We start from the raw sequence: 11,990 nt of genomic DNA, 5'->3' as shown, positions 1-11,990 counted from the left end.
GTCGGCTCACCCTAACGTCCAGCGTGGCCTGCGCCGCCGTGCGGTCCCGCGTCGGTAGTCTCGCCGCACATCACCCGTTCCGCCCCATTCGCGACCGAGGAGAGCAGCGATCAGCCACCCCGGGAACCAGCCCCAGGAAGCGGACGAGCTGCGGATCCTGCTGCGCCGGCCGGCCTACCGCAGGGTGCTCGTGTTCTCCGCGCTGGTCGGCATTCCGGTCTCCTTCCTGGCCTTCTGGTTCCTCGTCGCGCTCCACGAACTGGAGCGGCTGCTCTGGGAGGTCCTGCCGGAGCACCTGGGGTGGCACGCCGCCCCCTGGTGGTGGCCGCTGGTGCTGCTCACCCTCGCCGGCGCGATCGTGGGCCTGGTCGTCACCCGCATGCCCGGCCGTGGCGGCCACATCCCGGCCGCCGGCCTGCACGCCGGCGGGCTGACGGCCTCGGCCCTGCCCGGCGTGGTCATCGCCGCCCTGGCGGGTCTGCCGCTGGGCGCCGTGCTGGGACCCGAGGCCCCGCTCATCGCCTTCGGCGGGGGACTGGCGCTGCTCTTCCACGGCCTGGTCCGCGCGGCCGCGACCCCGCAGAGCAACGCGCTGCTGGGCGCGGCCGGTTCGGCGGCGGCGATCGCCACGATCTTCGGAAATCCGGTGGTCGCCGCGGTGCTGCTCATGGAGGTCGCCGGGGTCGGCGGGCCCCAGCTGTTCGCCGTGATGCTGCCCGTTCTGCTCGCCAGCGGAGTGGGGGACATCGTGTTCACCGGCTTCGGCCGCTGGACGGGACTGAAGACCACGCACCTCGACATCGGTCTGCCCCGGCCGCCCGCGCTCGACGCGGGCGACGTGGTGTGGGGCGTCCTGCTGGCGGTGGCGGTCGGGCTGGCGGTGCACGCGATCGTCTCCGGCGGCAAGTCCGCGGCGGTGTTCGTCTCCCGGCGTCCCCTGCCCCACACCGTGCTCTGCGCGCTCGCCGCCGGCGGATGCGCCGCCCTGTACGCGCTCGCCACGGGCCGCACCCCGGAGGAGGTCGCGTCGTCCGGGCAGTCGGCACTGGCCCAGATGGCCTCCGATCCGCACTCCTGGCCGGTGGGTGCCCTGGTCGCGGTGCTGCTGTTCAAGGGCGCGGGCTACGCGCTGTGCCTGGGGAGCCTGCGCGGCGGCCCGATCTTCCCCTCGCTCTTCCTCGGTGGGGCCGCGGGCGCCCTGGCCGCCCCGCTGCCCGGCTTCGGCGTCGTACCGGCCATGGCCGCGGGCATGGCGGCGGCGAGCGCCGCCGCGATGCGCCTGCCGGTCAGCAGCGTGGTGCTCGTGGTCCTCCTGCTCGGCAACGCCGAATCGGTGCCGGTCGTGGTGCTCGCGGTGGTCGTCGCCTTCGTGGTCGTCGAACTCCTGCCGCAGGGGCCGGACATCCCCCCGCTCCCGCCGCTCAGTGGCGGGCGGCCTCCAGCACCCGGTCGAGCGCCTCGTCCAGCGTCGTCGCGGCCATGATGAGCGCCAGATGGGTGAACGCCTGCGGGAAGTTCCCCAGTTGCTCGCCGGAGGGCCCGATCTCCTCGGCGAACAGCCCCACGTGGTTCGCGTAGGTGTGCATCTTCTCGAAGGTGTAGCGGGCCTGTGACAGCCGCCCGGCCCTGGCCAGGGCGTCCACGTACAGATAGGTGCAGAGGCTGAACGTGCCCTCGCAGCCGCGCAGGCCGTCGGGCGAGGCCGCCGGATCGTAGCGGTAGACCAGGCTGTCGGAGACCAGCCGGTGGTCCATGGCGTCGAGGGTGGACAGCCAGCCGGGGCTCCGCGGCGCGATGAAGCCGACGCGCGGCGCGAGCAGCAGCGAGGCGTCCAGGACGTCACCCCCGTAGTGCTGCACCAGGGCCTGCTCCTTGTCGCTCCAGCCGCGCTCCATGACCTGCTCCAGGATGGTGTCCCGGGCGTTCCTCCAGCGCAGGATGTCCGCGGGCCGGCTGAACTCGGACGCCATCCTCATGCCGCGGTCCAGCGCCGCCCAGCACATCACCCGGCTGTAGGTGAAGTCCTGCCGGCCCCCGCGGGTCTCCCAGATGCCCTCGTCGGGCCGGTCCCAGGAGTCGGAGAGCCAGTCCAGCGTGCGCGCCAGCCCCTTCCATCCGTGGTAGCCGGTCTGCTCGCCGATCTCCCGGCCCTCGGTGAGCGCGTACATGACCTCGCCGTAGATGTCGAGCTGCAACTGGTCGGCCGCCGCGTTGCCGGCCCGGACCGGGTAGGAGCCGCGATAGCCCTCGAAGTGCTCCAGGACCTCCTCGGTCAGGTGCGGGTCCCCGTCGACCCGGTACATGATCTGCAGCGGCTCCCCCTCCCGGTCCTGCCCGTCGCGCAGGCGGTCGCCGAGCCACCGGGTGAAGCGCGCCGCCTCCTCCACGAAACCGAGGTCGAGCAGCGCCCTGACCGACAGGGAGCCGTCCCGCACCCAGGTGTACCGGTAGTCCCAGTTGCGTTCGCCGCCCACCTGCTCGGGCAGGCCCATCGTCGCGGCCGCAACCGGCGCCCCGGTCGGCGCGTACGTCAGCAGCTTGAGCGTGATCGCGGAACGGTGCACCATGTCCGGCCAGCGGCCCCGGTAGCGGGAGGTGCGCACCCACCGCTGCCAGAAGTCGACGGTCCGCCAGGAGTCCTCGGTCAGGCTCTCCGTCGTCGGCGGTTCCGGCGGCCCGCCGTCCGGGCGGCAGACCGTGAACACCGCGGCGGCCTCGTCCCCGCCGCGCAGGGTGAGGGAGCCCGTCACGTCGTCGCCGTCCCGCCGCACCGGGAAGGTGGTCTGCAGGTACGCCGTCAGGTTCCGCGTGCGGAAGGCGGCGGTGCCGTGGTCCATGTCGAGTTCGTGCGGGGTGCGCCCGTAGCCGAAGCGCGGCCGGCAGGCGAGCGCGAAGTGCACGGTGCCGCGCACCGCCCGGACGACGCGCACCAGCGTGTGCCGGTCCGACGGCACCTCGGAGTCGATGACCGGCATGCGGTCGATGATCTCGCCCACGCCGTCCGGGGACATGAAGCGGGTGACCACGATGGCGGTGTCCGGGTAGTACAGCTGCCGCCAGGTGCCCTCGGGATGGTCGGGCGCGAACCGGAAGTAGCCGCCCTTGTCGTGGTCGAGCAGCGCGGCGAAGACGCTCGGCGAGTCGAAGCGCGGCGCCGCGAACCAGTCCACCACGCCCTTGGAGGAGACCAGGGCGGCGGTCTGCAGGTCCCCGACCAGTCCGTGATCCGCGATGGGCGGGTAGCGATCCATGATGGTGGTCCCCTTTCAGGCGGCCTCCGCCGGAACACGTCCGGTGCGGACGGCGTCCACCAGCGCGCGGTGGTCCCGCTCGTTCTGGTCGGCGTACGACTCCGCGAACTCCGTCACCGCCCGGTCGAAGACGTCCGAACCCCCCAGGTACGCGGCGATCGCGATCCGGTCCCCGGACCGCGCGTGCCCCCGGGCCAGCGTGGCCCCGCACAACTCGCCGAACAGCGACATGGTCCTGGGCGCCAGGTTCTCGGCCACGACGATGCCCTTCCAGTCGCGCAGCTGCCGCACGTAGAAGTCGCGCTGCCGCCCGTCGATGCCGTGGAGGCGTTCCCAACCGAGGAAGATGTCGCTGGTCGCCTGCATGAGGCGCTGCCCGGCGACCACGCGCTCGCCCTGCGTACGCTGCATGCTGCCGCCCGCGTACGGGGCCAGCACCGACTCGTCGGCCTCCTTGGCCTGCAGGAACAGCGGATCCTCGTCGTCCTTGCCCAGGAGCAGCAGGATCCAGCAGCGGGTTCCCACGCTGCCGACCCCCACGACCTTCCGCGCGACGTCGGCGAGCCGGTACTGCTCCAGCAGGAAGCGGCGGTCCGATGGCAGGGTGTGGCCGTAGCGCTCGACCAGCCGGGAGATCTCCCTCTCCAGGGCGGCGCGGGCGTCGCCGTCGAGCAGGTCGCGCAGCGGCATCAGCAGCGGCGGATCGGGGGCGATCAGGCGCCTGCCGTCGATCACCCGCGTGAGCTTGTCGAAGACCTGCAGCGTGTCGTGCGCCCGGGCCCGGGCGCGGGCGCGCTCCCAGCGCGCGAGGTCCTCGCCGCTCATCAACGGGGCGAACTGCTGCTGCAGCTCGTCCGCCTCGAAGCGGGTGTACCAGACCTGGAGGTTGCCCATCCCGGCGAAGCCGCGCATCCGCCGCCGGTAGGTGCCCACGGCCGCCCGCACCACGCCGGCGCGCTCCGCGGCCGAGAAGCCGTTCGCGCGGCCCGCGACGACCAGGCTGGCGGCCAGGCGCTTGACGTCCCACTCCCAGGGGCCGGGCAGGGTCTCGTCGAAGTCGTTGATGTCGAACATCAGCCTCCGCTCCGGCGACGCCAGCAGCCGGAAGTTGAGCATGTGCGCGTCCCCGCACAGCTGGGCCCGCAGGCCCGAACGGGGTGTGCCCGCCAGGTCCGCGGCCATGACGGCGGCCGCCCCGCGGTAGAAGCGGAACGGCGACTCGGTCATGCGGCCGTAGCGGATCGGCACGAGTTCGGGCACGCGCCGCGCCGACTGCTCCTCGACGATGTCCACCGGGTCCGCGCGGTGCGGTGCGGGCGTGTACTCGGCGTGGGCGGAGCGCGGGGCGCTCCGCCGGGCCGCCTTGCCGCGCGCGGCCCGCTCCTCGGGGGAACGCCACTCGGCGTCCACGGTCATCGCAGTCGCTCCAGCAGGTGGTCGCCGACGCGCAGCGCGTTGGCCATGGCGGTCAGTGAGGGGTTCACCGCCCCGATGCTCGGGAAGAAGCCGGTGTCGACGACGTAGAGGTTGTCCAGGTCGTGGGCCTTGCAGTCGACGTCCAGAGCGGAGGCGGCGGGGTCGCGGCCGAAGCGCACCGTGCCGGCCTGGTGGGCGGTCGCCCCGATGGGCATGCCCTTGTGCAGGTACAGCGTGCGCGGCAGCAGATGGTGCTCGTGCAGGCCGAGGGCGCCGAGAATCCCCTGGAGTCTGTGCCGCAGCCGGGTGACCCCCGACAGGTTGTTCCTCTCGTCCAGGGACAGGTGGACTGCGCCGTCCTTGCCGAGGGTGACGCGGCTGTCGGGGAGGGGGAGGTCCTCGCCGCACAGCCAGAAGTCGACCGCGTGGTGGGCGAGCACCTCGAAGGGCATGTCGGGCGCGACACCGCCCGCCCAGCGCGGCGCCTCCCCGTGGATCTGGTCCGCGTCGGACTTGCCCAGCATCTGGATGCCGCCGAGCGGGTACTCCCAGTCGTCCGCCCCCAGGTACCAGTCGTGCAGCGCGAGCGTCTTCTGGAACTTGGTGTCGTTCGGCTCCTTGGAGACCGCGATGAGCGCCACGTTGTTGTGCCGCATGTAGTGGCGGCCGACCACGCCCGAGCTGTTGGCGAGCCCGTCCGGGTGCCGGTCGTTCGCCGAACGCAGCAGCAGCGCGGCGGAGTTGACCGCGCCGCAGGCGACCACCACGATGTCCGCCGCGAAGACCGCGGTGGACCCGTCGGCCAGCTCGGCGACGACCTCCGTGACGGTCCGGCCGGTCGCGTCGGTGCGCAGCAGCGTCACGTGGGCGTGGGTGACCAGCTCGACGCCGGGGTGCGTGAGGGCCGGGTCGACGCAGATCACCTCGGCGTCCGACTTGGCGCCCAGCAGGCACGGGAAGCCGTCCACGCGGTCGCAGCGGATGCAGGCACTGCCGTGCACCGCCCGGCCCTGCTCGTCCTGCGTCAGGTCGACCCCGATCGGCAGGTGGAACGGATGCAGCCCCTGCTTCTCCAGGTCGTCGCTGAGCTGCTGGATCCGCGGCTCGTGCGCCACCGGCGGATACGCGTACTGCGCGCTCCACGGGCCCTCGGTGGGGTCCTCGCCGTGCCGGCCGTGCACCAGGTACAGGTGCTCGGCCTGGGTGTAGTACGGCTCCAGGTCGGCGTAGTCGATCGGCCACGCGGGCGATATGCCGTCGTGGTGCCGCAGCTCGCCGAAGTCCTCGGGGCGCAGCCGGAAGAGGGCGGCGCCGTAGAACTTGGTGTTCCCGCCGACGTAGTGGTTCACCTCGGGCGGAAAGGTCCTGCCGTGCTTGTCGTACCAGAGCTCCGGCGCCCGGTACTTGCCCTTGACGAAGACGGCGGTCGAGTCCCAGTTGTCGCGTTCCCGGGGGAGGTAACCGCCCCGTTCCAGCAGCAGGACCCGCTTCCCGGAGGGCGCCAGCCGGTGCGCGAGCGTTCCGCCGCCCGCGCCGGTACCGATGATGATCACGTCGTAGTGCTGTGCGCCGGTCATCGCGGTCACCGTCCTCCGGGCCCCAGGGACCCCGCCGGGAATGAGCGAATGCGCCGACCTCACTCAAAAGTAAGCCCGGCCCATGGGCCCGGCGAGTCGGATCGGGGGCGCGGGTTTGTGCCGTCCGGCGGGCACGGAGACCATGACCCCATGACCGCGGACGGTCGCCCACGGGCGCTCCCGACCCCCCGTGGGGGCGGCGATGGTCCTTGACCTCGTCCTGATCGGGCTGGCCGTCACCTTGTTCCCGTTCCCCCTCATGGCGTTCGTCCTGGTGCTGAGCACCCGCGGCGGGGTGTGGAAGGGGCTGGCCTTCATCGTCGCCTGGCTGGCCTGCCTCGTCGCGGTCCTCGCGGCGGTGCTGCTGCTGACCCAGGGCAAGCCGCCGGAGCCGAAGTCCACGCCCTCGACGGCGGCGCTCGCCGGCAAACTCGCCGTCGGCGTCGGGCTGGTCGGCTACGCCGAGCACCGCAGGCGCCGCGCGGTACGCACCCACCGGCAGTCCGGGACCGCGAGGCGCCTGGAGCGGGTCTCCGCGTGGTCGGCCGCGGGCCTCGCGGTGCTGCTGCAGCCGTGGGGACTGGTGGCGGCGGGCGCCGCCACGGTCGTCGAGGCCGACCTGTCCCACATCGAGTCCTACCTGGCGCTGATGGCGTACTGCCTGATCGCCAGTTCCAGCCTCCTGGCGATGGAGGTCTACACGGTGTTCGCACCGGACTCGGCACGGGTCCGGCTGCGGGGGCTGCGGACCTGGCTCGACGGCCACCAGGACCAGGCGGTCATCGGCCTGTGCCTCGTCGTGGGGCTGTGGCTGGTCAGCAAGAGCCTCTACCAGCTCACCGGGTGAGCCCGGCGGCTCACAGCACGGCGACCGGGTTCACCGGCGAGCCCGTGCCGCCCGGCAGCCGCAGCGGCGCGACCACGCACAGGAACGACCAGCGCCGCTCCCGCGTGCAGACCGCCGCCAGCCCGTCCAGATCCAGGTAGTCCAGCAGGTGCAGGCCCAGCGCGTGCACGGCCAGCACGTGGACGGGGAAGCCGACACCCCGCACCGGGCTGGGGGCGGTGTCGCTGTTGCCGTCACCGCCCAGCAGCGCCACCTGCCGGTCGGCGGCGAAGGCCAGTGCCCGCGGATGCAGTCCGGCCCGCGCCCGGTCGGCCGGCCACGGCCCCAGTTCCTCGCGCCGGCGGCGGTGCCCGACCCGCACCAGCAGCAGGTCACCACGGCCGACCCGCAGGCCCTGGTGCTCCTCGGCGGCCGCGAGTTCCTCCGCCGTGACGCTCTCGCCCGGCTCCAGCCAGGGCACTCCGCGCAGCGCGGGGATGTCGAGCAGGACTCCACGGCCCACGATCCCGTCGCGCGCCGCCTCCACGGACAGCGTGTCCGCCCCGCGCGGCGACAGGGCACCGGCGGCGGGGACACCGCCGTACAGGGTGCCGTCCCAGATCACATGGCACAGCGCGTCGAGGTGGCTGTCCACATCGCCGTGCACGTCCATCGCGAAGCGGTCCCGGGCGAAGTCCACTCCGCGCGGCGCCGGTGCGCCGCCCTCGGGAGCGAACAACCGGTGCTGCGCGGGGTGCGGGTCGTCCGGTGCGGCGGCCGTGTTCACCGGTGCCGCGAGCGACACCGTGCGCCCGGACCGCACCTCGCGGGCCGCGGCCAGGATCCGTTCGGCGGTGACCGCCGCGAGCGCGCCGCGACCGGAGCCGGTGCCGACCGCCCGCGCCCGCAGGCTCCCGTACAGGGCGCGGAAGTCCTCCTCGGTGAGCTCCGCGGACGTGTCCATGCCTCCACCCTCCGCCGCCGGGCGCGGCCCCGCGCGCCGAGTTGCCGCCCCCGGCGGCCGCGGGCCTAATGCAGGGGTGGACATGATCCATGTGCGGGTGGTGAGCCCGCCGGATCTCACGGAGCGGGCGATGACCGTGCTCGGCGACGACCCCTGCGTGCTCAACCTCGTGCTGCTGCCGGGCGGCGCCCGCCACCCGGACGGCGACGCCATCGAATGCGACGTGCTGACCGGCGGCGCCAACGACGTGCTGCGCGGGCTGCGCCGCCTCGGGCTCGACCGCCGCGGATCCATCGTCCTCGACCCGGTCGACGTGGTCTTCTCCGACACCGCCGAGAAGGCCGGGGCCGCGTCGCTCGGCGCACGGCTGCGCACCCCGGTGTGGGACCAGGTCGAGGCCCGCATCCGTGCCCAGGGCCGCTACCCGCCCAGCTTCTACCTGCTGCTGGTCATCGCGGGGGTCATCGGCGCGGTCGGCATCCTCAGCAACTCGCAGATCCTCATCGTGGGGGCCATGGTCGTCGGCCCCGAGTACGCGGCCATCACCAGCGTGGCGCTCGGCATCGACCACCGCGACCGCGCCAGGATCCGCGAGGGACTGCGCGCCCTGCTCGCCGGCTTCACGCTGGCCATCGTCGTCACGCTGCTCTTCGCCCTGGTCGTACGCGCATTCGACCTGCAGCCGCGGGCCTTCCAGCTGGGCGTGCGTCCGGTCTCGCACCTCATCAACACCCCCAACTTCTTCTCCCTGGTCGTGGCCGTCCTCGCCGGGGTCGTCGGCATCGTGTCCCTCACCGAGGCCCGCACCAGCGCCCTCCTCGGCGTCTTCATCTCCGTCACGACCATCCCGGCCGCGGCCGACCTCGGCGTGTCGCTCGCCTTCGCCAGCTGGGCCGAGGCGCGGGGCTCGCTGTTCCAGCTGCTGCTCAACGTCGTCGTGCTGATCCTCGTCGGCACCGGCACCCTGAGGTGCCAGCGCGCGCTCTGGCGCCGTGTCAGCGCCCGGGCCTCGGCCCGGGCCGAAGTGCGCTGACCCCCACCCGGTGGTCCAATGGCACGGGGGACGTGCGGGGGAAGGGAGCTGAGCCGTGAGCGACGCAATCGACGAGATGGGCCCCATCGACTACGTGGTGATCGAGTTTCCCGGCAACCGCATGACCGGCGAGGCCTTCCCCTTGCTGCTCGACCTCGTGGACCGCGGGCTCGTCCGCATCCTCGACCTGACCTTCATCCGCAAGGACGCGGACGGCACCGTCTCCGGCCTGGAGATCGCCGACCTGACCACGGAAGGCCTCGGCGAGCTCGAGGTGTTCCAGGGCGCGTCCTCCGGTCTGCTCGGCGAGGACGACCTGGCGGACGCCGCCGCCGTCCTCGAACCGGGCAGCGCCGCCGCCGTCCTGGTCTACGAGAACGTATGGGCCGCGCCCCTGGCGATCGCGATCCGCCGGGGCGGCGGCAGGCTCGTGGCCAGCGGCCGGATCCCCGTCCAGGCCGTGCTCGCCTCCCTGGACGAGGCCGAGTCCGGACCCTGATGACTGCGGCTCAGGCGTTGCCGCCGACCACGGTGAAGCTCAGCCACGGCTCCGCGTCGGGGATGCCGGGGTTGCTGGTCTTCGTCGCCAGGTAGTAGCTCTCGGTGCCCTCCAGGTCCTTGCAGCCGGGACCGGTGTGCAGGATCACGTCGTTGAGCGTGTTGTTCGCGATGGACTTGGCGCCCGTGGGGACCAGTTGGTGGCAGCCGTCCACCGAGGGGTTGTTGAGTTGCACCAGCTTGTCGTCGGGCGTGGTGTACACCAGCGCGCCCACCGCTTGGGGGGTCAGGCCGGAGCAGCCCGCGGCGCCGAGCAGAAGGAACAGGGCGCCGGCGCGGATGCCGTGCCGCCGGAGATCGGCCATGGTGAGCGTCCTCGTCTGTGCGGAGAGCGTGCGAAGGCAACGCTTCCGCGTGGCGGCGACGCTGTCATGCCGGGCACGACCAGTCGGCTGAATTCCCGCTCACCCCCCCCGGCCGCCCGGGCGTGGTGCGGATCCGGTCCAGGCACCCGGGGCTAGCCTCACCGACCGTGACGGAAGACCAGGTACTGGTCGGCGTGGGGCTGATCGTCGTCCTCGCGGTCGGGTGCCAGGTCCTGGCGAGCCGGCTGCGCATCCCGGCCCTCATCGTCCTGCTGCCCGCCGGGTTCACGGCCGGCGCGCTCACCGACGACGTCCACCCCGGCGATCTGCTGGGCAGCGCCTTCCCGCCGCTGGTCTCGCTCGCCGTCGCCGTGATTCTTTACGACGCGGGGCTCGGGCTCGACCTCGCACGCTTCCGGGCCCACACCCGGCGCGTCGTCGTCCACCTCATCTGGCTCGGCGTGCTCGTCACCTGGGCCTCGGTCGCCTTCCTGGCGGTTCCCCTGCTGGACGTGGGGGGCCGAACGGCCGTGATGCTCGGCGCGATCCTCGTGGTGTCCGGGCCGACCGTCGTGGCGCCCCTGCTCGCCTTCGTACGGCCCACCGAACGGGTCCGGCGCATCCTGGTGTGGGAGGGCACCCTGATCGACCCGATCGGCGCGGTCCTGGGGGCGCTCACCTTCCACGCCGTCTCCACGCAGGCGCACCGTGACTTCGCCGTCCAGTTCGCCCAGTTCCTGATCAGCACGAGTGTCGGGGTCGTGGGCGGAGCCGTGGGGACCGCGATCCTCGTCCCGGCGCTGCGCGAACTCCGTTCGGGGGAGGTGCTGGACTCCCTGGTGCAGTTCGCCGTGGTCGTCGGCGTGGCCGCCGCCTGCGACATCGTCAGGGACGACGCCGGGCTCATCGCCGCGGTCCTGATGGGCCTGGCCGTCGCCAACGCGCCGGGTGCGGCCGCGCCGTCCCGGCGGCCCTTCTTCGAGACCCTGGTCGTCCTCGTCGTCGGCCTGCTCTTCGTCTCCATCTCCGCCGGCGTCACACCGCACTCCCTGCAGGGCCTGCTGCTGCCCGCCCTCGGCCTGGTCGCCGCGCTCGTCCTCGTCGTCCGCCCGCTCGTCGCGGCGCTGGCGACCTGGGGAACCGGGCTCACCGCGGGGGAGCGGGGCCTCATCGGCTGGATGGCGCCCCGCGGCATCGTCGCGGCGTCGACCGCGGCGACCTTCGCCGCCGAGCTGTCGGGACGCGGCCTGAAGGGCGCCGAGCGGATCCTCCCCGCCACCTTCCTGGTGATCGTCGCCACCGTCACGCTCTACGGGCTCACGGCCGCCCCCGTGGCGAAACGGTTCGGCGCCCTGGCCCCCGCGCGGTCCCGGCCGCTGCTGGTCGGCGGCGACCCCTGGGTGATCGACCTGGGGCGGGCCCTGCGCTCCGCGGGCCTGGAGGTGGTGATGTGGGCCGGCAGCGCGGAGGAACGCGAACGCATCCGCGCCGCGGGCCTCGAGGTCGCCCCCGGCGAGCTGTTCGCGGCCGCGACGGGGGCCGGCGCGGAACTGGCGGGCTTCACCGCGGTCCTGCTGCTCACCGGTGAGGACGACTTCAACGCGCTGGCCTCCACGAACCTCCAGGGCAGTGTGGAGGGCCCGGTCTACCGCCTCGCCCCGCCCTCCGACAGCCACGGCGTCGTCGCCCCCTTCACCGGCGGCGAGGTGCTGTTCGCGCCCGCGCTGACCCGTCCCGAGGTGCAGCGCCGATACGACCGCGGCGACCGCATCGTGACGCGCCGCGTCGACGGCCCCCACCCCGACCCCGAACAGCTCCTCTTCCTCGTCCGCGCCGACGGCCGCCTCCACCCCGCCACCCGCACCGCCGCTCCCCTCCACCCCCACCCCGACGACACGGCGGTCCTGCTCACCCCCTGACCCCGGGCGGCTCGCCGCGCTCCCCGGGCCGGATGCCGCGCGCAGTGCGGGCGCGTACGCGGGTCGCGTCGCGGCCGGGCTTGGGATGCGCCGCTCCCTCGTCGGCCCGGGCGCCGGGCACCCGTGCCGCAGGTCGGGGCG

At 73.5% G+C, this 11,990-nt stretch carries 10 protein-coding genes; 5 read left to right on the top strand and 5 right to left on the bottom strand.

What is annotated here, in order from left to right; translation table 11 throughout:
- The first annotated feature begins 190 nt into the window (after nt 1-190).
- The gene (locus ACWDAS_RS01550) at nt 191-1,483 is read left to right on the top strand and encodes a chloride channel protein (RefSeq protein ID WP_450386359.1); all 1,293 of its coding nucleotides are present in this window, start codon (nt 191-193) and stop codon (nt 1,481-1,483) included.
- On the opposite strand, the gene ACWDAS_RS01545 is transcribed toward ACWDAS_RS01550, so the two are convergent.
- From ACWDAS_RS01545 to ACWDAS_RS01535, 3 genes are read right to left on the bottom strand one after another with little or no spacing between them, the layout of a single operon-like run.
- Nucleotides 1,422-3,251, bottom strand: coding sequence for a glycoside hydrolase family 15 protein (locus ACWDAS_RS01545; protein WP_450386357.1), 1,830 nt, complete (start codon nt 3,249-3,251; stop codon nt 1,422-1,424). The genes ACWDAS_RS01550 and ACWDAS_RS01545 overlap by 62 nt on opposite strands.
- Before the next feature lie 15 nt (nt 3,252-3,266).
- Nucleotides 3,267-4,667 carry a DUF2252 domain-containing protein gene (locus tag ACWDAS_RS01540; protein WP_450386355.1) on the bottom strand — a complete coding sequence of 467 codons (1,401 nt, stop codon included), beginning with the start codon at nt 4,665-4,667 and terminating at the stop codon, nt 3,267-3,269.
- On the bottom strand, nt 4,664-6,244 hold the full coding sequence (locus ACWDAS_RS01535) for a GMC oxidoreductase (protein WP_450386353.1): 1,581 nt from the start codon (nt 6,242-6,244) through the stop codon (nt 4,664-4,666). Before ACWDAS_RS01535 ends, ACWDAS_RS01540 begins: the two co-directional genes overlap by 4 nt.
- 202 nt (nt 6,245-6,446) lie before the next feature.
- On the opposite strand from ACWDAS_RS01535, the gene ACWDAS_RS01530 reads away from it, so the two are divergent.
- Nucleotides 6,447-7,091, top strand: a complete 645-nt coding sequence (locus tag ACWDAS_RS01530) for a GAP family protein (RefSeq protein ID WP_450386351.1) — start codon at nt 6,447-6,449, stop codon at nt 7,089-7,091.
- 10 nt (nt 7,092-7,101) lie between these two features.
- Here ACWDAS_RS01530 and ACWDAS_RS01525 read toward each other — a convergent pair whose 3' ends face one another.
- A complete protein-coding gene (locus ACWDAS_RS01525) occupies nt 7,102-8,034 on the bottom strand; it encodes a cyclase family protein (RefSeq protein WP_450386350.1) in 933 nt (310 codons plus the stop codon).
- 76 nt (nt 8,035-8,110) lie between these two features.
- Between ACWDAS_RS01525 and ACWDAS_RS01520 the strand changes: the two genes are divergently transcribed.
- Entirely contained in the window at nt 8,111-9,067 is a 957-nt protein-coding gene (locus ACWDAS_RS01520) for a DUF389 domain-containing protein (protein ID WP_450386348.1), read from the top strand.
- Between the two features lie 55 nt (nt 9,068-9,122).
- Entirely contained in the window at nt 9,123-9,566 is a 444-nt protein-coding gene (locus tag ACWDAS_RS01515) for a DUF6325 family protein (RefSeq protein ID WP_450386346.1), read from the top strand.
- 10 nt (nt 9,567-9,576) lie between these two features.
- Here ACWDAS_RS01515 and ACWDAS_RS01510 read toward each other — a convergent pair whose 3' ends face one another.
- Nucleotides 9,577-9,930, bottom strand: a complete 354-nt coding sequence (locus ACWDAS_RS01510) for a hypothetical protein (protein ID WP_450386344.1) — start codon at nt 9,928-9,930, stop codon at nt 9,577-9,579.
- Nucleotides 9,931-10,097: 167 nt separating this feature from the next.
- Between ACWDAS_RS01510 and ACWDAS_RS01505 the strand changes: the two genes are divergently transcribed.
- A complete protein-coding gene (locus ACWDAS_RS01505) occupies nt 10,098-11,849 on the top strand; it encodes a cation:proton antiporter (RefSeq protein ID WP_450386342.1) in 1,752 nt (583 codons plus the stop codon).
- The last annotated feature ends 141 nt before the right edge of the window (nt 11,850-11,990 follow it).

Source organism: Streptomyces sp. NPDC001070 (assembly GCF_053598835.1).
This window is presented reverse-complemented; position numbering and strand designations above follow the sequence as displayed.